The sequence below is a fragment of the Brevibacillus halotolerans genome (assembly GCF_026891775.1).
Lineage (GTDB): Bacteria > Bacillota > Bacilli > Brevibacillales > Brevibacillaceae > Brevibacillus_B > Brevibacillus_B halotolerans.
Map to the genome: position 1 here is coordinate 32,464 of NZ_JAPTNK010000006.1, position 21,938 is coordinate 54,401.

General features: G+C 40.7%; 18 protein-coding genes and 3 pseudogenes. 5 read left to right on the forward strand and 16 right to left on the reverse strand.

The genetic code is table 11. The annotated features are described in order from the left end of the window. Nucleotides 1-8: 8 nt before the first annotated feature. Nucleotides 9-1,241, reverse strand: coding sequence for an allantoate deiminase (gene allC / locus O0550_RS10025; RefSeq protein ID WP_003341993.1), 1,233 nt, complete (start codon nt 1,239-1,241; stop codon nt 9-11). A 183-nt stretch (nt 1,242-1,424) separates the two neighbouring features. Beyond that, nucleotides 1,425-3,107 carry a PucR family transcriptional regulator gene (locus O0550_RS10030; protein ID WP_035318569.1) on the reverse strand — a complete coding sequence of 561 codons (1,683 nt, stop codon included), beginning with the start codon at nt 3,105-3,107 and terminating at the stop codon, nt 1,425-1,427. Nucleotides 3,108-3,307: 200 nt separating this feature from the next. Between O0550_RS10030 and O0550_RS10035 the strand changes: the two genes are divergently transcribed. Further along, nucleotides 3,308-4,174 carry an alpha/beta hydrolase gene (locus O0550_RS10035; RefSeq protein WP_258426196.1) on the forward strand — a complete coding sequence of 289 codons (867 nt, stop codon included), beginning with the start codon at nt 3,308-3,310 and terminating at the stop codon, nt 4,172-4,174. 365 nt (nt 4,175-4,539) lie between these two features. Here O0550_RS10035 and O0550_RS10040 read toward each other — a convergent pair whose 3' ends face one another. The 3 genes and pseudogenes from O0550_RS10040 to O0550_RS10050 all read right to left on the reverse strand — a co-directional run bounded on the left by O0550_RS10040 (nt 4,540) and on the right by O0550_RS10050 (nt 6,006). Continuing rightward, nucleotides 4,540-4,713 carry a hypothetical protein gene (locus O0550_RS10040; RefSeq protein ID WP_258426197.1) on the reverse strand — a complete coding sequence of 58 codons (174 nt, stop codon included), beginning with the start codon at nt 4,711-4,713 and terminating at the stop codon, nt 4,540-4,542. Between the two features lie 24 nt (nt 4,714-4,737). Next, nucleotides 4,738-5,364 (reverse strand): annotated as a pseudogene (locus O0550_RS10045) (ABC transporter substrate-binding protein); the annotation flags it as partial. A gap of 201 nt (nt 5,365-5,565) precedes the next feature. Beyond that, complete coding sequence (locus tag O0550_RS10050) at nt 5,566-6,006, reverse strand: hypothetical protein (RefSeq protein WP_258426198.1); 441 nt, start codon at nt 6,004-6,006, stop codon at nt 5,566-5,568. Between the two features lie 212 nt (nt 6,007-6,218). Here O0550_RS10050 and O0550_RS24650 point away from each other — a divergent pair. Beyond that, nucleotides 6,219-6,697 (forward strand): annotated as a pseudogene (locus O0550_RS24650) (DUF4386 domain-containing protein); the annotation flags it as partial. On the opposite strand, the pseudogene O0550_RS10065 reads toward O0550_RS24650, so the two are convergent. The 3 genes and pseudogenes from O0550_RS10065 to O0550_RS10075 all read right to left on the reverse strand — a co-directional run. Continuing rightward, nucleotides 6,692-6,868: pseudogene (locus O0550_RS10065) on the reverse strand (Crp/Fnr family transcriptional regulator); the annotation flags it as partial. The pseudogenes O0550_RS24650 and O0550_RS10065 overlap by 6 nt on opposite strands. Nucleotides 6,869-7,437: 569 nt before the next feature. Continuing rightward, the gene (gene dhaK, locus O0550_RS10070) at nt 7,438-9,201 is read right to left on the reverse strand and encodes a dihydroxyacetone kinase subunit DhaK (protein ID WP_258426202.1); all 1,764 of its coding nucleotides are present in this window, start codon (nt 9,199-9,201) and stop codon (nt 7,438-7,440) included. Nucleotide 9,202: 1 nt separating this feature from the next. Further along, entirely contained in the window at nt 9,203-10,336 is a 1,134-nt protein-coding gene (locus O0550_RS10075) for a glycerol dehydrogenase (RefSeq protein WP_258426203.1), read from the reverse strand. 197 nt (nt 10,337-10,533) lie between these two features. Between O0550_RS10075 and O0550_RS10080 the strand changes: the two genes are divergently transcribed. Both O0550_RS10080 and O0550_RS10085 read left to right on the forward strand, forming a co-directional pair. Continuing rightward, entirely contained in the window at nt 10,534-11,562 is a 1,029-nt protein-coding gene (locus O0550_RS10080; RefSeq protein WP_258426204.1) for a PocR ligand-binding domain-containing protein, read from the forward strand. Nucleotides 11,563-11,759: 197 nt separating this feature from the next. Continuing rightward, on the forward strand, nt 11,760-12,530 hold the full coding sequence (locus tag O0550_RS10085) for an ANT(4')-I family aminoglycoside nucleotidyltransferase (protein ID WP_258426205.1): 771 nt from the start codon (nt 11,760-11,762) through the stop codon (nt 12,528-12,530). 352 nt (nt 12,531-12,882) lie between these two features. Here O0550_RS10085 and O0550_RS10090 read toward each other — a convergent pair whose 3' ends face one another. From O0550_RS10090 to O0550_RS10105, 4 genes are all read right to left on the reverse strand, one after another. Next, nucleotides 12,883-13,581 (reverse strand): BclA C-terminal domain-containing protein, encoded by a 699-nt coding sequence (locus O0550_RS10090; protein ID WP_258426207.1) that lies wholly within the window; start codon nt 13,579-13,581, stop codon nt 12,883-12,885. Between the two features lie 633 nt (nt 13,582-14,214). Continuing rightward, nucleotides 14,215-14,835 (reverse strand): helix-turn-helix domain-containing protein, encoded by a 621-nt coding sequence (locus O0550_RS10095; protein ID WP_258426208.1) that lies wholly within the window; start codon nt 14,833-14,835, stop codon nt 14,215-14,217. A 1-nt stretch (nt 14,836) separates the two neighbouring features. After that, nucleotides 14,837-15,850, reverse strand: a complete 1,014-nt coding sequence (locus O0550_RS10100) for a hypothetical protein (RefSeq protein WP_258426209.1) — start codon at nt 15,848-15,850, stop codon at nt 14,837-14,839. 385 nt (nt 15,851-16,235) lie between these two features. After that, nucleotides 16,236-16,901, reverse strand: coding sequence for an MBL fold metallo-hydrolase (locus O0550_RS10105; RefSeq protein ID WP_035318571.1), 666 nt, complete (start codon nt 16,899-16,901; stop codon nt 16,236-16,238). 546 nt (nt 16,902-17,447) lie between these two features. Here O0550_RS10105 and loaP point away from each other — a divergent pair. Then, nucleotides 17,448-18,029, forward strand: coding sequence for an antiterminator LoaP (gene loaP, locus O0550_RS10110; RefSeq protein ID WP_258426210.1), 582 nt, complete (start codon nt 17,448-17,450; stop codon nt 18,027-18,029). Between the two features lie 311 nt (nt 18,030-18,340). Here the strand turns inward: loaP and ribH are convergent, their stop codons facing one another. The 4 genes from ribH to ribD are packed head-to-tail and all read right to left on the reverse strand — an operon-like array spanning nt 18,341 to nt 21,900. Further along, nucleotides 18,341-18,814, reverse strand: a complete 474-nt coding sequence (gene ribH, locus O0550_RS10115; RefSeq protein ID WP_258426212.1) for a 6,7-dimethyl-8-ribityllumazine synthase — start codon at nt 18,812-18,814, stop codon at nt 18,341-18,343. A 19-nt stretch (nt 18,815-18,833) separates the two neighbouring features. After that, the gene (locus O0550_RS10120; protein ID WP_096885514.1) at nt 18,834-20,030 is read right to left on the reverse strand and encodes a bifunctional 3,4-dihydroxy-2-butanone-4-phosphate synthase/GTP cyclohydrolase II; all 1,197 of its coding nucleotides are present in this window, start codon (nt 20,028-20,030) and stop codon (nt 18,834-18,836) included. A 25-nt stretch (nt 20,031-20,055) separates the two neighbouring features. Beyond that, the gene (locus O0550_RS10125) at nt 20,056-20,730 is read right to left on the reverse strand and encodes a riboflavin synthase (protein WP_258426213.1); all 675 of its coding nucleotides are present in this window, start codon (nt 20,728-20,730) and stop codon (nt 20,056-20,058) included. Nucleotides 20,731-20,745: 15 nt separating this feature from the next. After that, nucleotides 20,746-21,900 (reverse strand): bifunctional diaminohydroxyphosphoribosylaminopyrimidine deaminase/5-amino-6-(5-phosphoribosylamino)uracil reductase RibD, encoded by a 1,155-nt coding sequence (gene ribD / locus O0550_RS10130; RefSeq protein ID WP_258426214.1) that lies wholly within the window; start codon nt 21,898-21,900, stop codon nt 20,746-20,748. Nucleotides 21,901-21,938 lie beyond the last annotated feature (38 nt).

The window sequence follows — 21,938 nt, forward strand, 5'->3', positions numbered from 1 at the left end:
GATGTCGCCTATTCTTTATAGGCTAGCTCATAAAGTGTACCGATCAGAGCTTTTACGCCCTCGGCTAAATCATGAGGCTCAGTATACTCAGCCGGGTTGTGGCTAATTCCCTTTCTACTTGGTACAAAAATCATTGCTGATGGAACAAACGGCGCTAGAATTTGAGCATCATGTCCTGCTCCGCTGTGCATTAGCTTATAATTCAAACCTTTTTCCTTACACTGTTTTTCGATTACTTCAACTACACGTTTATCCATAGGAACTGGGTCAGCATCCATCCACATATCAACCTTCAAGCCTACGCCCATTTCTTCTGCAATGGCATTCATAGAAGCCATAATTTCTTCCGTAAATTGAACAAGCGCTTCTTTCTCAGTATGGCGAATGTCCATTGTAAATAGGGTATAGCCCGGAACCACGTTAACCACGTTTGGTTTAACTTCAATTTTGCCTACCGTTGCTACTAATGGATCTCCGTGCTTTTTCGTTCTGTTCATCACGTCACAGATCATGGTACTAGCGGCATGAACAGTATCCTTGCGATAACCCATCGGGGTCGTACCAGCATGGTTAGCTTCCCCTGTCACTTCTACGGTAAATCTGCGTTGGCCAACAATACTATGGACTACGCCTACAGATTTTTTCTCATTTTCCAGAACACTGCCTTGCTCGATATGGATTTCTACAAATGTTTTCAGATCTTTACGAATCTCAGTGGATTCTTTCCGAAAACCAAAGCCGCATTCTCTCATCGCATCCACAAAGGCTATGCCATCAAAGTCTGCTATGTTTTCTACTTCTTCGCGCTTGGCTGTGCAGACGATATTTTTGGAACCCCAGAATGCATAAGGGAAACGACTACCTTCTTCCTCAGCCATGGATACCACTTGTAGATTACGCAGTGGATTTCCGTATTTTTCCTTTAGGTATTTAATCGCAAGCAATCCTGCGATAATACCGTATTGGCCATCGTAGAATCCACCATTGCCTACCGTATCCACATGAGAACCGGTTAAAATAGTTTCATCCTGATACTTTGTTCCTCGTAGACCTCCAAATAGATTACCTACCTCGTCAAAATGGAAGTCAAAGCCTTCTTTATTCATCCAATCTTCTAAAGCTTTTTGAGCTTCTAACCACTCTTTCGAGTAGAGAAATCGGGAAATGCCCCCTTCAGGTTCTTTTCCAAAATGGCCCAGCCACTCTAAATGCTGTACAATCTCTTTACTTAACTCTCCCATACTCACTGTTCCTTTCTCTGAAGATGAATTGATTCGTATGACGTTTTCCTAACTTGCACTCCCATTGTAAGCGCTTACTATCATAGAGTCATTAACAGGAGTGGATAAAAGTCAAGCTAGGTATTTATCCATCTTGGGTAAAAAAAAGACGGGCATAGGCCCGTTTATCTTGCTTTTGTTATTTTATTTTTCAGTTTTTACCAGATTTAGAATCTTAAGGCCTACCCGGACTCCTAGCATCTCCTCCGAGTCCTCAAAATCCATGCTCGTTATTTCTCTAATCCGTTCTAGTCTATACATGACCGTTTTATAATGGACAAATAAATCATGGGCTGCTTTTGCAGCATTTTGGTTATGCTCTAAAAATACCTCAAGCGTATGCAGAAGATCATTTTTAATAGCACTCTTACTTTCAACCAATCTATTTAAAGAAGGAGGTATGAAGGAAGTTAGGACAGCAGGGTCTGGAAATTGACAGAGCAAACGGAACAGTCCAAGCTCGGCAAAGGCGGTAATCGATTCTTTTCCATAGAGCTTTTCACCTAAATCCAATGCATCCTGTGCCTCTTGATAACTTCGAGAAATATCCATTACCGTTTCTGCTACATTACCGATGCCGACCTGTACAACAATGTCTTTGGCTTTAGCACGGATCTTATCTTGAATCTCACGTGCCCTCTCCTTCACAGCAGATAGCCAGCTTTTCCCCTTTCCTTCCTGCTCGTTAACTGGCAAGAGCAGGATAATTGTATCTCCTCGTCTTCGAAAAATACCATTCACAAAATGAGAGCGCACAGCTTCATGTAAATCGCTGAAGGTTTTTGTTTGCAAGCTCCGTGTGCTTCGCAGCTTATCCATTTCATTTTGGCTCAATGACGTAAACTCTTCTTTTACATGAAATAAAAGCACAGCATAGGAACGATCTAAATCCCAACCGATCAAATTAGCTCGATGATAAACCGTCTCTAGCATTTGGCTTTTACCCGCTAAAAGATCGTCAATAATGTCATTTTTAAATTCCCGCTCCACTTCTGCTACGGCAAATTGCTTGACTAGCTCAAGAGATAGGGCAGTAGCAGCATTTTCCATCGCAATAAAATCTAGCTCTTCCAGCCGCTTTTGGGCTTCCGTGATGACTAGATGCACTTTAATATGATTGATCGTCCGAATGGGTACGACTACCTGCTCGACAAATTGAGGCTGCGATTCACCTTCTAAAATCTGCGCCGTCAACCAGTAATAAGGGAATTTGGTTTCAACTTCTTTCTCACGTTCTACTAAACTGTCCCGTTGTTCGATAGGCATCGTGTATGAGGATGTAGCCGTCATACAAACAAAATTCCGGTCATAAATGGCGACAGGGTTTCCAATCAATTCACCTAATGTAGTAATAATGGATTCCAGACCGGCATCCGTTAGGGAAAGCGCCGTGAAGCGGTCATGGACTTCGATAAAGTATTTAAGCTTCATCACCTGATTATTAAACAGCTCTTCCATAACTGGATAAAGCACGTCCACATAAGGAATGTCTTGAGGAATCTGGATAATAGGCAAAGCTACCTGTTCACCCGCCTCCACGATCGCATCCGGGATTTTTTGGACGAATCGGTGGTTTTTGATCATCAAAGCACTGACTTTCTTTTCAGCAAGACGTAAGACAAATTCTCGTTGCTCGTCCTCTGTATAATTACGGATCGGATATAAGCTAGTCAGCAGCATCTCGCCACCCTTCAGCCAATCTGCAATATCGGGTGCTTCCATTATGGTGATCCCTTTAATCACATTGGAAAGCCCATTCTCGCCACCTAATACCTTCGCATCCTGTAATCTCTGCATTCTCAGTATATGCTCTACCCTGAACTCCATATCCTTAACTCCAACCCCTTCATTCGAATAATCTTAGCTGTCTTTATATAGAGAAAAGGCTCCATTTTCTTATGTGTTCTCATGCCAGCTATTGAGTCTGATGACAGAAGACAGTACTATAAGCATACCAATACTATCACTAGAAGTCTTCGTTAAGATACATCGTAACAGAAAAGACAGACTTAAAAAGGAGAAATAAAGTGAGAACAATTTGTTATAAAACGGTTAACGGGATTCATTTGCTCGGGGATTTTTATAGCGCTAGCAAAACGAATGCCCCTGTTATTGTCTATATCCATGGTGGCGGATTTATTTTTGGATCGAGAAAAGATATTTTGCCGGAACACATCACGCAATATAATCAGGCTGGATTCCATGTTTTCTCTATCGATTATCGATTGGCTCCCGAAACCAAGCTGCCTGCTATAGCCGAAGATGTTCAAGATGCTCTACGATGGGTTCGTGACCAAGCCCCGGGCATGCTTGGCATCGAGCCATCAGCGATTGCTGTAATAGGCTCTTCTGCGGGAGGTTATCTCGCTTTACTTGCAGGCTCTAAAGAGTCGTATGTAAAAGCAATCATCTCTTTTTACGGGTATGGGGATATTCGGGGGAATTGGGCGTCAGAGCCGAGTCCCTTTTACTTACAGAAAACGCTTGTCCCCAAGAAGTTAGCCGATCAATTAATTACGAAAGAAGTACTTACAGAAAGCTCCATCCAGCAAAGATTCGGTCTTTATTTATATTATCGACAGCAAGGTAGCTGGATTCGGGAAACAACAGGACTGGACCCAATACGAAATCAGGAAGAGCTGAGACTACTTTGTCCGATTGAGTACGTAAATCCCTCGCTCCCTCCTATTATGCTCCTACATGGGGAAACAGATCATGATGTTCCTTGCGAGGAATCTATATCTATGGCCGAACGGTTAAAAGGCGCTGGAATCGAGCATACACTCCTTACCCTCCCTGGTGAAGACCACTTATTTGATCGACAACCAGAGAAAGAAAACGTCCAGCGTGCGTTTGCTCAAGTGCTTGATTTTTTGTATTGTCATTTGACTTAAAATACGATAAAAAACGTATTTTTTTGTAATTCTAGCCAGTTTCTGATTCTACTCCCAGCGACAGACTATCTACCTATTAATTCTATTTTTTCAAAATAAATAAAACCAATAAAAAACACAAAATAGTGTGGTTCTGTCGTTCTTTATTACAAATGGTAAGAGCTACATGTAAATCGCATATGAACTTTGATTTCAAAATGAAAGAAGCAGTCAGGAACGAAAAAACATTTTTCTGACTGCCTCTTTTTATTTACCTATCGAACCCGTTAGTTCAACAACTTATCCGTTACTTATGATACGGTTCATCGAACTATCTTTAAACAAAAAATACAATTTAACCACAACATACACATCAGTATCTAAAGTCAATCACTCTGATAAGGAAGTGGTTTCTTTAAGTGAAACACCTCTTTTTTAATCTTTAATGATGTATGGATTCCAGCCATGCCTCTTTGATCGATGTCCACGAGGGACAACAAAAGCAAGCACCATCCAACAATCGCAAATGAAATCGTCCCTTTCATGATCATCAGATCCATTTGCTGCAATTTTTCTCCTTTCCATTATTTATCTAGATGCTTTTGCACACTTTCTAGAAACCTGATTCGACTATAAGCGGGACCTCCTTCCATAAGCGGATCAACCACGTTAACATATACGTGATCTTGTTGAAAGGCATTCAGGTTTTGTATGACGGGATTCTTTTTCAAGTCTTCAAATGCATGTTTCGCTTCTTGCGTTTCACTCGTAGAGAATTGCACAAATAAATAATCCGGGTTCATTTCCGCCAGCTGCTCGATAGAGATCGCTTCTTGCGTTTTCGCCATGTTTATCTGTTGCGGAACCTCCAAACCAATTTCGTCGTATAAGACAGGGTTAAAGTAAACATCTCTCGGGTAAACGAAAGCTTGTGACCCACGAATGCGAACAGCGGCTACTTTTTTGCCTTGAAGCTTTTCTTTCAACAATGCTTTTACTGCTTGTGTATCTGTTTCATATTGAGATAGAATCTTGTCTGCCTCTGTTTGCTTTCCTGTTAATTCTGCCATTAGCTTCAAATTAGATTTCCAGTCTGTAGCAATATGCGATACCAAAATAGTGGGAGCGATTTTTTGCAATTTCTCCACTGCTTCTTTTTGGAACTTGGATGAACCTAAAATAACGTCTGGCTTTAATAGCAATATTTTCTCTCGGACGGAACCCAGTATATTTGTGAAAGTAGTAGGAGAAGCGTTTGGGACTCATCCCATGCAACTCAGCCAATTCGTCGAGTGTCAGCGGATTCATATAATGTCTGTTAATGTATGCAATGGCTTCTTCTATCACCCTTTTACTCGGTGAACAGCCACTTTCTCGATGCTTGCAACCTACCAGAACTTGATGCATGATGCTTAAGAATAATTCCTTGACACGAAGTTTCTCAATCCCGCCAGTGTATAGGCATTCTGATGCATCATGATCAGCAATTCTATCACTCTCGGATTTGCTCCCGGTTCCAGCTTGAAGTGAGAGTCGCATACATGACCGCTATTTTCATCACCTAGCTTCTCCAATCTATAAAAAAGCAAATAATACTCGTACTCAGATTGGCCTAAAACCTGCGAGTCCAGTTGCATGCCTGGAGCCGCATGTAATACTGTTCCTGGATGTAATTCGTAGACAGTTTCATTCACGCACATTCTAGCTTCTCCACGAATGGTAAAAAGAAATCCATGCCTTTCGGTTCTAAATTCGCGTAATATACTTTTCGGCTGGATGACTAACCGATAGGCACCTTCTATATCATAGGAACCACTAGCAAATATCTCGGCTAATTTATCGACATCTATCATTGTTTATGCTCCTGCTCCTTATCCAATAGTAAAAAATTTGAAAACGAACAAATAAGTATGGTCTCTTGATTTACGTCAATGACCAGTCAAGCTCCTCCTATTAACATAAAAATAAACATTGTCATATAGGAGGCTATCTTACGGTTACCCCAGTAAAAGCGTTATTAAGAGAGCGAAAAGCCGCCATAACTGCTGGCACATCAATTATCATCATGGCACTTGCTGCATTTTTTTCCTATGGTTTTGTCCATGAAAGACTTGTGATAAAGGGCGATGCCAGCGCCACATTTCATATCATCATGTCAGCAAATAGCCTATTCAAAGCCGAAATTTTTGGGTGGGTCATCATCCTGATAAGTGACACTATAGTAGCATGGGCCCTGTATATTTTCCTGAAGCCCATTCGCCCATTCATAAAAACCTTTCATTACCCGGTGCATGCTTCCGTCTAATCTATTCGACAATATTGGGAATTGCCATACTAAACTTGGTATTTGTGCTACTACTCTCAAGATATCCAAATTATTTATCCTCTTTTAAAATCGAGCAAATTCAGTCACTTTTGATGCTATTTCTTGAAACATTCGAATCTATTTGGTCTATTGGTTTGACTGTTTTTGGCGGGCACCTGTTGATGGTTGGCTTTGTGGCCCTCCAATCAGACAGCATTCCTAAAGTGATCAGTATATTGCCTTACACATCCCCGTAATACGAAATAACATTTTGTGGGGACATTCCCTTGTCTAAGGAGCACTGTTCCCTTTTTATATTTCTCAATTAGGATATCTTCAGCGATAGCCTTTTGTTCCTCTTCACTAAGAGATGTAAATTTAGACATATACTTGAACAATATGCTTTTCATTTTTCTCTCCTTTTCTCTCTTACATGAAGAAATTATGGGTAATCTTATCTCCTATTTATATCATACTCCGACATCTATACATTATTTTGAGAAGCTCTGTTGTCATAGATTGATAAAGCTTGGCCTAACCTCGTGGCCCCTCATTCGTGTAATGGAGCTTACAATTTAGAACTGCATCCTCTCTCCACTTTACCACTATTTGTGATAGTCTACTGCAAATAATCTTGAACTATCCTGCTATGTTGGTACCCTGAAATGTTATTGACCTAACTTACAAGCAAAAAATGCGATATATTTTAGGATGATCCTTATAAAAAGCGGAAGGTGAACGCTAGTGGGTTGGAATTAGAGGGGATAAATACGCGGAAGAGCCTTTATTGAATTACTAACTGAATTACTAATTAAATTACGTAATGCAATCGGAAGAATTTGAATGATTTTATTCAAAGAATGAAAAGAGGAGTCAAAGAGTTACATGATTACGAGTAACAATAATAGGGCTGCCCTTTGTCATCACTCACGACTCAGGGACAGCCCTATCTTACATTTAGGGAGTTGCTTTAATCCGTTTACTCTAGAGCTTGAGCTAGCTGTGTGAAAATAACTCCCAATGCAAAAGCTCCTGCATCTGGATATCCGAGACTTCTTTCACCGACTGTTCCTGCTCGGCCCATTCTAGCGACAATGGACTCGGTCTTCTTAGCTCCGAGTACTGCAGCTTCTGCCGCTTTGGTAGCTGCTGTCTTACTATCATCGCCCTCTTTAGCACTTTGCTCCCAGGAATCGGAAAAAGGTACAAGCGCATCAATCAAGGTCTTATCGCCGACCACTGCTCCTCTTCCAAAGGACCTTTCACCCGTATCCTGAATGCCTTTGACAACAGCCTTCATCATGCCAGCGAACTCCGAAACGGATAATTCGGTCTTGTCTTTGGCAAATTTACTTGCGGCTCGGAAGGCTGATCCCCAAATCGGCCCAGAAGCCCCGCCACAATGCTCCATAATGACCAAGGAGCAGGCATTCAGAAAATCTCCTATATCGCTGACATGATGTTGGGTAATTTCCTGCCACTCATTTTTCAATTGCTTGAAGCCTTTCGCCACGCTCATGCCGAAGTCACCATCGCCTGCATGAGAATCTAGCTCGCAGAAAGCAACCTCATTTTCGATAATGACCTCACTCATTTTGTCAATCAAATATATTAGGTTGTGTAGCGAGAATACATTGTTCTCAATCTTTGCATATTGCTTATCCGTCTCACACTGATAGGAAACGGTGTGATTCAGTTGTTGCGACTCCAATACTACTTCGTCTGCACGCAACGGGCTAAATGGCTGGTTAATTTGTAGTGCTGGGGTATCGCAGCTTGCCTCTAAATAACGCTTAAGTTGATCGTCTAGTGAGATGAACGACACCGAAGCACCTGCCATATCTATGCTTGTCATATAGTTGCCAACGAATACCTTAAAGATCGATACGTTGCTCTTATTGATTTCACGAACAACTGCATTTGCCAGCAAATACAATTCCTGTAATGGCGATCCGCCGAATCCATTAATCAATACGCCAATTTCTTGTTGTGAATTGTCTTTGATGTTCATATCTCGGAATAAATCTGCTACCATTTTCTTGGCTAATTCATTAGCAGATACAAGCTTTTCTCTGCGAATTCCTGGCTCTCCGTGGATGCCTACACCGTACTCAATCTCATCCTCACTCAATTCGAAGGTAGGTGTCCCTTTAGCAGGAACTGTACAAGATGTAAGTGCAAAGCCAATGCTTCTGGTGCGATCTATAGCCTTTTGAGCAATTTCCTTTACTTCACTTAATTCCTTTCCTTCTTCTGCTGCTGCTCCGGCAATTTTATGAACCAATACGGTTCCGGCAACGCCCCTTCTTCCAACAGTGTACAGACTGTCTTCCACTGCGATATCATCATCAACTTTGACATAATCGACTAGCAACCCGTCTTCGGCTGCAAGATGTGCCGCATTTTTAAAATTCATGATATCTCCGCTGTAATTTTTAATGATCAGCAACGTACCTTTCTTACTAGCAGAGGCTTTGATCGCTTGATAGACCTGAATCTGAGATGGCGAAGCAAATACATCTCCACAGACAGCAACATCTAACATTCCGCTCCCAACAAATCCTGCATGTGCAGGCTCGTGCCCGCTTCCTCCACCGCTAATAAGCGTAACCTTATCTGTATTGATTTCTCTTTTCTTCATTATCTTATGTTTACTTATAAATTCTAAATCCGGATGTGCAAGTACCATTCCACCACACATTTCTCTTACCAGCGTTTCCGGCTTGTTCATGATTTTCTTCACATTACTCACCCTTTTTCTTAAATTCCTGCCCGATTTGATCCGCTACCATAATGGCGGCTACTACATCTTCTTCACTCACAGGAAAAGGCATAGAATGAATAGACTCTTCTAGTATACAAGCTTTCTTTGCGACATTCATCAGCTCGGCTCTGGTGACACTCGTTACACCGATATCAGAAAGACACACCGGAAGTCCTACACTTACGCAGAAATTCAATACCTCGTTTATTTCTTTTCTATCTGTATTTTCAAGCACCAATTGAACAAGTGTTGAAAATGCGACCTTTTCACCATGATAATACGAATGGGTTCCTTCCAATGCGGTTAACCCATTATGAATGGCATGTGCCGCTGCCAGACCTCCGCTTTCAAATCCTAGACCTGATAAAAGAATGTTGGTTTCAATTATGTTTTCAAGCGCAGGAGTAACAATATTAGAATCACAAGAGATTTTAGCTTTAAGTCCATCTTCCAGCAGTGTTTCATAGCAGAGCTTTGCAAGGGCAAGAGCAGCTTTTGTTCCTTTGGCTGGCTGACTTACTCCAGATATTGCTCCACAAGGAATTCCTGCATTCACATTGGAATAAGAGTTAGAAGTTGCTCTAGCTTCAAAGTAAGTAGAAAGCGCATCTCCCATGCCCGAGACAAGAAAACGCGTAGGTGCATGGGCAATAACAGTTGTATCGATCAGCACTACGCTTGGACTTTGTTTAAAGTAGGCATAGTCATCAAATTCCCCTTCTGGTGTATAAAGGACAGCAGAATGGCTTGTTGGAGCGTCCGTCGCGGCAATGGTCGGAACGATAATTAACGCCTCGCCCTCTGCTACGCATTTCGCGGTATCAATCGCTTTTCCTCCACCCAATCCAATCGTGCAGGAACAAGCGTGTTCCTTCGCAAGTTGTTGTAATCTATGAACTTCATTACGAGAACACTCTCCATTGAAACCGCTCTCAATTATCGTTACGCCAAATTGTGCCATGGTATGTTCAAGCTTATCTTTTACACGATTTATGTCATCCTGATGAGCAATTAGAAGAGCAGAATCACCAAATGTCTTGATGAAATACCCTAGATTGACTAATTCATTTTCACCTTGAACATACTTAGTTGGGCTAATAAACGCTTTTCTCATTTGAATAATCCTCCTCTGTGCGATTATATCCCCATTATAGAGCTACCTTGTCCGAAGATCATCGAACGATTCACTCCAAATAAAGCGCTTTCTCATCGTATTATCTTGTCCTTCATGTCCCAAAATGGTATTATCTTGTCCTGCCATCAGACTATTATGCTATAATAATGCGAAGGTACGAAAGGAGAGTAGATCTCATGACCTTGCATGTTAAATTGGACAAAATTATAGATCTAACAAAGTGGCAGAAACTGCAAGACTCGCTCTCTCTAGTCACTAAAATGGCGATTATCACAACTGATTATAAGGGTGTACCCGTGACGCAGCACAGCCAATGCCAGAGCTTCTGTCAGGCGATACGAAAAGACGCTGCATTGTCCGAATACTGCCAAAAATGCGATGCAAGAGGCGGATTAGAGGCTGTGCGACTGAATAGGCCGTATATCTATCTGTGCCATTTCCATATTATAGATATTGCCATCCCTATTATTGTCAACAATCAGTATATGGGAGCTATTATGGCAGGGCAGGTAAAATTACGTGATAATCCATTGGAGCTGGAACAAATAGTAACCCGGCCAACCAATGTCGATACCCATAAAAAGCTCCTTCGCTTGGAACAAGACTATGCCTCCCTTCCCGTCTTGTCCTATGATGAAATAACAACCATTTCTGAAATGCTTTATCACTTATGCAATTACATTGTGGAAGAAGCCATCACGAAAAATTCAACTATTGATATGTATCGTCATGCGCTCACATCGGACAAACCTGTTATTAATGCTATTGCCGATCACTCGTACCGCAATATCCAAACCATAAAAAAAGAGCTGGAAAATACGCTTATTGATAGTCAGATCATAAACATGTCTACCCATAAAAGAATTTCCACCAACACCATTCTTCAACCGGCCTTTGATTATATTTATGCTCATAAAAATGAAAACTTTACATTAGCGGATATGGCTGATATTTGCCATGTTAGCCCTAGCTATTTCAGTCGTTTGTTCACCAAGGAAACCGGGGAGAATTTTTCTGTGTTCTTTCCACGCTTGAAGATAGAGTGGGCTAAACAAATTTTAGAGACAACCGATCTCTCCATTTCTCAAATCAGCAATGAATTAGGATTCAGTGAGCCTAGCTATTTTATTAAAACATTCAAGAAATTCGAAAGGATAACACCTTCTATCTATCGTAATGTATATAGTAAGAGGGATGGTACCTAGGGAAGAAATGGGCAGGGAAAGATTTCCCTTTTCAATTGTCCCATGCAGGAAATTGAGTCTGATTGGGTATAATCCCCCATAATGTATGGGGAGGAGTTCTTATGCATCCAAAAATTGTCCCCCGTTAATCCCGAGGTCCTCCATTCATGTATTCGTATCAACCTCACCTAAAAATTTACAAAGGGAGATGTATGAGAATGAACATGAATGGACCTGTAAAAATTTCTCGAAGTGAAAGACTTCAAAACTGCCAAGAAATTGCCGCGAGGTTACATGAGGTATACAAAGATAAAGTCCTGGCCATAGGAATCTATGGATCTGTTTCCCGAGGTACAGACGGCCCTTTTTCAGACATTGAAAAGTTTTGTGTATTAGAAGAATCCAGCGAAGACGTAGAATTTAGTTATGAATGGTCAGCGGGACCTTGGAAAGCTGAAGTGAATGTATGCAGTGCAAATGTCCTTCTGAAAACAGCCGCTACTGTGGAAGGAGATTGGCCACTTACACATGGCCCCTTCTTTGCCCTGCTTAGTCTGTATGATCCTAAGGACTTTTTTTCAACGCTAAAAAATGCGGCAGATTCACCAACAAAGGAAGATTTTACACAGGCAGTCAATGGAGTTCTTGTAGGAGAAATGTATGAATTTATCGGGAAGCTTAGAAATGCACGTCTAAACGGCCATCTTAGCTATCTGCCCTATTTAACCATGCAAATTGCCCAATACGGTGCCATGGTAATCGGGTTGCACAATCAAAAACTCTACTCGACTGGGGCCATGGTTTTGCCCGAATCATTGGAACTCGCGAATCGTCCGGCAGGATTTGACGAGGTAGCTAGACTGGTGATGTCTGGAGACTTAGCAGATCCGTCCAAAATAATTGTCGCCTGCGAAGATTTTTGGAATGGCCTCATAGCCTGGGCAGCGGAACATCATTATGTGATTCATTCAGAACGAATTCCTTTTTGATCAAGGAAGAAACGAGTCCCTGCAAGAGAGGTCTTAGATTGTTGAGAAAAGCCCCGCTTTTTAGTGGGGCTTTCTTCTATTATGGTGATTTTTCTCAAGAAAAAATGGATTTATCATTTATGATGTTAGGCAAAATTACAAAAAGAAAACCACAATAGATGAGATCGTTTTCATTAAAAATACAGACGGTGGAGTAGAGATTCCAACGCTGGTGTCCGCGTATGACACGCATAAAAAATAAGCTGCCTTTATTCTTTTAAAACACCGGACTTCACAAACCATTACAAAAAAAAGAGGCCATCGAATTTTTTCAACAGCCTTCAAACAGATTAATCACTGAATATTTTGTATGTTAGGCAATTTTTTCAATTACTAAAGAGGCACTTACAACTGCAGGACCTGCACCTGATACACTATTCTGTAATACAGTACGCCCATCAATGTTACGCAAGGTAAGAACATCCCCTGCTGTAAAAGTGGTGATCACTTGCCCGCTATAAGTTTGGTTACCTGAACCAGCTCCAAAATTTGAGCCTGGTATTTGTACTAGACCATTGAATAAAGCAAATGCGGAAGTGCCCTGCTGTGGAAATACCTCATAAGTAATGAGATAAGTACCTGTTTGATTTATCGTGATGGGAGCAGTGCCTGGAGTATGGGTAACTAAACCTGGAGGCGAGATGATTCCATTTGTATTAAAAGTGACCGCATCATTTAATAGTAAGGTTTGTTGTGTTGTGTCAAATATATTTGCGAAACCTAAAAGACCTCCGCTTGCTCCGGTTGACCCTGTTGCCCCTGTTGCTCCCGTTGCCCCTGTTGCTCCCGTTGCTCCCGTTGCTCCTGCTCCTCCTGTTCCTCCTGTTGCTCCCGTTGCCCCTGTTGCCCCTGTTGCCCCTGTTGCCCCTGTTGCTCCCGTTGCCCCTGTTGCTCCTTGTGCTCCGGTTGGTACATTAATCTTGATCTTATTCTTTACTTTGCACTTGCTATTATTTTTCTTGCATCTGCATTTTTTATGTCCACATTGCCAGCACTTTTCATGGTTACCCATAATGAAATTCCTCCTTTTAACATACGTTACTAAATCGTATGCTACAGAGATAATGTCCGATTGGACTATTTCTCCAATTAGTTCTTTTAAAGGGCAAAAACAGTATAAAACATGACAGTTGTAACAGAATTAGAAATACGATTAAGTTTGTTGTCGAGTTGCTCATGTATAAAGGTTCCAAAATAAGATTCTAGGTAAAGAGGCAAAAAAACATAAAGTACCTCTAATCCCCAAATCGTATGCATTTGACATATAATTGCGATAAATTAATTTATCAATTTGAGGCGCTTAATGAAAAGAATCAGAAATCCTTTAATACGTATATGGAGGGAATAGTATTCTCCTAGAAGTAAAACGTAGAATTTTGCTTCAAAATCATATGGAGAGAAAGTTATTTGGGGAATTTTGGAGTAAAATAGAAAAATCCTTAGAAGAGATACTTCCTTCAAAGAATTTTTTCTATTAGGTATTGTGAATGGATAATGGGGAATTTAAAGAAGAATTAGGGACTTCTGTGTATAGAAGTCCCTTGTTAAGCCTTTCAGAAAATTCAAAGTGATTTAAAAAATTCCGCTTAGATAAAACTTATATAAGTTTAGCCTAAAGATGATGAAATACCCCTAACAGTAGGAATTAAGTTGGATAATACAAAATCATACTCAATCGGGTTAATGTCCTTCCTGCATTATGATAGGTATGGGGGCTATCTGCCTTAAATCTGATAGAATCACCACTGCTAATCGTATACTCATTGTTATTTACACATACGGTTAGCTCCCCTTCAAAAATAGTGAGAAACTCTTCCGTTCCCTCCATATGCGCATCAGAGCTTAGAAAACCACCCTTTTCTATCTCGACTGAGTAAACTTCAAAGCGTCTGTCATCATCAAACAAAAAATTGGGAAAGACTCGATATTTTCCATTGTCTTCAGATAATGTTTTAATTTCATTTCTCAAAACAACTTGAGTATCTGGTTGTGGATTATTTATGAGTGAAGTAAAGGAAATCTTTAATCCATTTGCGATTTTCCAGATAGTTGTAATCGTAGGGCTCGATTCCCCTCTTTCGATTTGACCGATCATCGTTTTGCTTACTCCAGTTAGTTCAGCAACTCTTTCAAGACTTAATTTCTTACTTTCACGAAAAGCTTTTACGTTTTTTGCAATGAACAGACAATTACATGGCGGGGTAGATACTGTATCCTTCTCTCTAACAGGAAGTAACCCTATCAGTGATGGACAATCTATCATCAATTTAGTTCATCAACCCTTGTTCCGGTTTAATAGAAAAAGTCCAAAAGGTTCCTTTCTTATTGATGCTAGCCTTGATCGTTGGCATCCCTTTTTTAGTAAAAGTATACTCATCATCATGAACGGAAACATCGTAGCCTTTGAGGTCTAATTGAAACCACTTTTTTACCATTGGACTGGCAGCGAGTATCGCTTTTTCTTTGGTATAGAAAGGTTTTGCAAATACCTTTCGGCGTTCCTCATCGGAGACATAGTCAACCTCTTTGCTTGAGGATACTGACACCAATTTACCTGTTTTAGCACCTACATATACGGAGTAACCGTGATGTCTGTCCCCAAATGACCATACTTTATCTATGCTTTCTTTCGGGCTTGTATAGATTCTGGCAGTTGGTAGAAGTTGAACCGATTGAGTTTTGGCCAGCTCTTTTATCGCTTTCTCGGCGATTTTTACTTTGCTTGGATCAATTTGCTCAGTCTTATACGAGGCTCCAGCAGAAATTACCTGTTCTGTTAGTGCATCAAGTAAGACAGAAGCTGAATCATTATCTGATCGAAACAACCAGACATTCTCCTTCTCCCATTTCGTTCTTTCTACGCTAGTAATCTTAAAAGTTCGTTTTTCATCTAGCCCCTTTAATGTTCTCATAACGGATTCTTGTAAGCTGGGTTTCACTTCTTCAAATGAAAATCTGACATTCACATGCTTTACCTCGCCCGTTTTTTTATCGACAAGGATATTGCCTCGATTATCTTTGGCTTTAACGACCCAGGAGCTTGGATTTTGCCCAACAATTTCGTCTAATTCAATTTCAACCCCTTCTGCTATAGCTTGCATGGCCTTCTTCATTGTTTCAATCACATTTTTGTCTAGTTCTGTAAGGGATGGTAGTTTCATTTGTGTAGCCGGTAAAGCATTCTCTGCTGCATACACGGATGATATCACCCCAGAAAAAGATGGTACGGTCTGTACCAATAGAGTAAGTGTGCATACCGCTAAAAGCGCTTGTTTTTTCATCGTATAACATCCTTTCTGTTTGTTAATCACTTATTTGATCCAGCAAAACAGATATTGTTACACCATCAATAAAAAAAGGAGCTCGATGAAGACACAAGTTCTCTTTTGAAAAAAAGATAGGGTTGCTCTCCTCTCCTATTCCTAGTTTTTCTTTTGCTCGTTTGGAGCAATAAATTTTGTGAATCCGCCAAATAAATCTGAAAAAAAAAGAGACCCGCCAGAAAAGGACAGGTCTCAAGAGCTTGTGGGAGTGAATTATCATCCTCATTTTGTTATATCTGGGGGTATCTAAGATCGAGCGTTGAAGTAGCTGATTTATTATAAAAACGACTGTAATCATCGGTTTTTCCATCCACGCTCCTCCGTTCTCATACAGCCAGTACCTTTATTTAAAATCAAATAAATTTTTCTGATTTTTACGCATCCGAAACTTGATGAATTGTTCTTTATTTTCGATTTGGAAATAAATATTATTTTTCAAAAGATAGCCCAAGGGATATCCTGGCTCTTTCCCATACGAGTGCCCCGGATATACGCGAACATTTGGGTCGACCCTATTTCGAATTTTTTGTACGCTTTCATACATTTGATCTGGACATCCTCCCGGCGTATCGCAAATTCCACAGCCTTCCACGAAGATGGTATCCCCTGTTAACAATGCAGCAGATAAGAGAAAACAGGAACCTCCTGCCGTATGTCCCGGTGTTAGAAGACAAATGATTTTTGTCTCTCCCAGCATAATCTCATCTTCATCGGCAAAGGAATGCAAATGAGGAGAATGATACTGATAATAGTCGATTTCTTTGGAAGACATGTATACCTTTGGCTGATACCGATTCACTAACGGTTCTACCAAATGAACGTGATCGTAATGTGAATGAGTAAGCAGTATCATCGTTACCTCTGCACCGAGGTCAGCAAGCATGGTCGTAATACGTTCCAAATCCCATGCAGGGTCCACAATTGCTGCCTTCCCCGTAGCTTGATCCATGATGATATAACTGTAGTTGAAACCAACTTTGAGTTTGTATAAACGATACGTATCATTCATATGATCCGCATATCTCCTTTCAAAGTTGTTTATCTAAAAACAAAAAAGAGGAATTACTCCCCTCTTACATTTTTTATGTATGTAAATTGGGCTGATTGCGGTTACATTTTGCAGGTTATGTGAGCTTGTAGACATACCTTCTCCATATCGTCTACAAATATGTACACTACTTATCATTTCATGTATGTACCCTAGTTTCTCTTAACGTGCCGAAACAACGATTAGTTTCCACTAGAGAATGAATAGTCGTTACAGTGAAAATGCTTTGCCTATATGATCAAGAAAAAATTCTTAATTTTATAATTAGTGGTATTATACAAATAATACTGTGGAATGTCGATAATTGTCAATTTGTTATTTTATACAATAGAATTGAATAACATTTTATGGTTATTAATTAACAAAAGTTTGGAAAAATTATGGTTGATTTACTTTTCAACTAGCCTATAATTATATTCAACATAAATAAAAATCTTTACATAGCACCCAGACATTTTGACTACTGAAAGATGTACGTAAAAAAACTTTTTGAAAGGAATAATTACTTTGAAATGGTATGCTCTTTACGTAAGATCAGGCGGCGAAGAAATAGTTAAAGATCATTTGAACTATTATTTTGATGAACAAACTTTGTATGCTCTCATACCTAAGAGAAAAGTTCCTGAGAAAAAGAACGGAGCCATTTTTCACAATATTAAAATTTTATTCCCTGGCTATGTCTTAATTAAAACGGATATGACTTCAAGTATTTTTTACAAAATCAAAGAAATACCTAACCTATACAAATTTGTTAATATAGGTCCCATATATTCAAAATTAACAAGTAGCAATCATGCTAAGAAGGATATTTCAATCACGAATTTTTCAGCTATTGATGATGAAGAAATGTCCCCGCTCTTACGATTATTAGGCAATACAGACATCATTACGTATTCAAAAATTCACTTAGAAAATTCAGAGGTCTATGTCAATTCGGGTCCCTTAAAAGGAATGGAAGGACAGATTAAAAAAGTAGATCGACACAAAAAACGCGCTAAAGTACTCATAAAATTTATGGGTTCAGAAAAATTGGTCGATCTTGGTGTTGAAATACTTTCCAGCTCAAAAAATCTAAATATTAGCAACTAAAGAACTATTGTTCACTTTTTTGCCATTATTAGATGATTACTTTCACTTATCTGCCTATTACTGTAGTCATCCCGTAAAAGTTCTACCCATCAAGCATCTTCGGATTGTAAGCCCCTTGACTTAGTTACAATTTCAATAGCATTTATAGATTTTCGTAAGAAAGCTTCAGTCTGTTCATAAACGGATTTAAAATTATTAAAATTCCAAACATAAATCTGCTTTATTCGTATTCTTTCATTAACAATTACAACGTTCTATTTTTTGTAGAAAAGAGCTACCGAATCTATCGGTAGCTCACATTTTAATACCATTTAGCAAGGTTGTTCAAAGCTACGTGCCAAATTCGCCATTTCAATAGCGGAAGCGGCCGCTTCACATCCTTTATTTCCGGCCTTTGTCCCAGCACGTTCAATAGCTTGTTCAATATTATCAGTCGTCAGGACACCAAAAATAATAGGTACTCCACTGCTCATAGAAAGAGCTGCTACTCCTTTTGCACATTCATTGCAAACATAATCAAAATGAGGAGTCGATCCGCGAATCACTGCTCCTAATGTAATAATCGCGTCAAAACGCGCTGTTTCGGCCATTTTTTTCGCCATAAGTGGAATCTCAAAGGCACCAGGAACCCATGCCATTTCAATTTGGGCTTCTTCCACACCATGCCGTTTTAATGTATCTAAAGCCCCACTTACTAGTTTACTGACAATTAATTCGTTAAAACGACCAGCAACAACTCCTATACGCAATCCTGAACCGACGAGCTTGCCTTCCCAGATTTTCATATTCATCCTCATTTCTTCATTATAATATAGTTAGCATATGTCCTAGTTTCTGTTGCTTGGTATGCAGGTAATGGTAATTATGCTGATGACTTTTCATTTGAAGCGGTACTCGTTCCGTTACTTTTAGACCATATCCATTGAGTGCCACGATTTTTCTAGGATTATTGGTTAAAAGACGCAATTTCTTGGCCCCCAGATCACGCAATATTTGTGCACCAATTCCATATTCACGTAAATCAGCGGGGAAGCCTAGCCGTTCATTGGCTTCAACAGTATCTAAGCCTTCTTCCTGTAGCTGATATGCTTTTAATTTGTTTATTAAGCCAATTCCGCGCCCTTCCTGTCTCATATATAGCAGAATTCCGGCTCCTACCTCGTCGATTTGTTGCAGGGCAGCATGCAATTGTGGTCCGCAATCGCAACGAAGAGAACCAAATATATCGCCTGTTAAGCATTCAGAATGCACACGCACTAAGACAGGTTGATCAGGGCGAATATCTCCCTTAACAAGAGCTACATGTTCCTTTCCATCCAACGTATTCGAGTAGGCAAAGATGCGAAAATCTCCGTATTCTGTAGGCAGAATGGTCTGTGCCTCCTTCTTCACCAGCGATTCGCTTTGCATACGATAATGAATCAGTTGTTCGATCGAAACAATTTTTAGATCTAAACGCTTTGCTATTTCTAATAGAGCAGGTAAACGTGCCATGCTTCCATCCTCTTGCATGATTTCGCAAATTACCCCAGCAGGATAACCACCAGCAAGCCTTGCCAGATCTACCGCCGCTTCTGTATGTCCTGCCCGCTTTAATACTCCGCCCTCCTTGGCAACCAATGGAAAAATATGTCCAGGGCGCCGGAAACGATCAGCTTCTGCTTGCGGGTCAAGCATTGCCATGATCGTTTGTGAACGCTCATGCGCCGATATCCCTGTATGCGTATCCCTTTCATCTATGGACACTGTAAAAGCTGTTCCATGATGATCTGTATTATTTTCCACCATCTGTCTTAGCTGTAGCTCACGAGCTCTTTTATCCTCAATCGAAACGCAAACCAGCCCTCTTCCATGGGTAACCATGAAATTAATCATCTCAGGTGTTGCCTTCTCCGCCATGCACAGAAAATCTCCTTCATTTTCCCGATTCTCGTCATCGACCACAATAATGGGCTTCCCCTGACGCAATTCCTCTAGCGCCTCTTCTATCGTGTGAAGCATGTAGATTCCCTCCTAGCCATTGGTATTAGACAAACCCATTGTCACGTAAAAAGCTTTCTGTTACAGAATGTTGCTTGTTGCGAGCAGAATGCAAAGAATGGAGTAAGCTTCCTTGAGAAGCTAGTAGCCTTTCCACATATTTACCAATCACATCATTTTCAAGATTTACGCATTTCCCCACCTGTTTCTTTCCGAGCGTAGTAACTGCTGCGGTATGAGGAATGACCGAGACGGAAAAGGAGTTGGCTTTGATGGCAACCACTGTTAAGCTTATTCCATCTACTGTAATAGAGCCTTGGGGAATGAGATAACGCTGGATATCTGCTCCCGCTTCTATTTCGAATAGTATGGCATTTTCATTTTGCCTTTTCGATAAAATTCTTCCTTTCCCATCAACATGCCCTAATACCAGATGGCCACCTAATCTGTCGCCAATAGACATCGCCCGCTCCAAATTTACTAGCTCACCATTCCGGAACTCACCCAGATTCGTTCTCTTCAGCGTCTCTGGCATAACATCAACTACAAAGCCATTAGCGGTAAACTCGGTAACCGTTAAACAAACTCCATTTACTGCAATGGAATCACCTATTTTACTACCCTCTACAACCAGCCTAGCGTTAATATGCAGGCTGCCAGCCTTTTGACTGGCTAAAAATCCAGTGATCGTACCTACTTCCTCAATTATCCCCGTGAACATGATCGTCCTCACTCCTTATGAATTGCCATGATCCGTCCAAAGTGGGTAACCCGTTATCTTTACTTCCTGTTCACTCACCTTCTCTACTGCTACATCTCTGAGTTGAATCGCATCTTTCATCAAAGGAATACCGTTTCCTCCGTAGGCGACTGGAGATTCCACTCCACCCACAAGTGTAAAAGCGACATAGGCTATTACCTTTTGAATCGCTTGTGCCTCTAAAAACGCCCCGCTTATCTTGCTGCCACCTTCTACAAGTACCGATACAATTTCTGCCTCTCCCAAGGTTTGGAGGACAAATGGTATCGTTACTTGATCCTCTTGTTGCACCGTGATTCGAATTCCTTTTGCACGCAGGAAATCTACTTTTTGTTGAGAAGCTCTTCTTGTGGTAAAAATCCAAACTGGCGATGTAGTATCTTTGAGAATCGTAGCTGTCTTTGGAATACGAAGGGTTTGATCAAGAACGACTCGTATCGGCTGTCTTCCCTTTTCATACAACCGGGCTGTCAGTAAGGGATCATCTTTTATCACCGTGTTTATACCCACTAAAATTGCGTCAGACTTGGCCCGTTCCGCATGAACTTCCCTGCGTGCCAATTCACTCGTTATCCATTTGCTATCGCCGGTTGCTGTAGCCAGCTTCCCATCTAATGTACTGGCCGTCTTCAGCGTAACAAACGGCCTTTTCGTATGAATATAATGAAAAAACGATTCATTGCATTCTCGGGCTTCCTTTTCGAATACACCGACCTGCACATCTATACCAGCATGTTTTAAAGCTGCTACACCTTTACCTGCCACCAGTGGATTAGGGTCTTCTATGGCAATGACAACCCGTGCCACTCCTGCATCTAGTAGCGCTTGAACGCAGGGTGGTGTTTTCCCATAATGACTGCATGGCTCCAAGGTTACGTATACAGTCGCCCCCGCTGCCTTTTCCCCAGCCATTCGTAAGGCATGAATTTCAGCGTGAGACTCACCTGCCCGAAGATGGGCTCCTAGACCAACAATGCTCCCATTTTTCACAATAACAGCACCCACTGTAGGATTAGGAGATGTTTGATGACTCGCTCCTTCTGCCAATTGAATTGCTATCTTCATAAAAGCTTGATCCAACAGCACTTGATTCTCACATTCGCTCCTCTTCCATTCTTGAAGCTCATTCATAAGCGTTCCTCCTTTCTGTGTTTTTTTGTTCTGTGTAT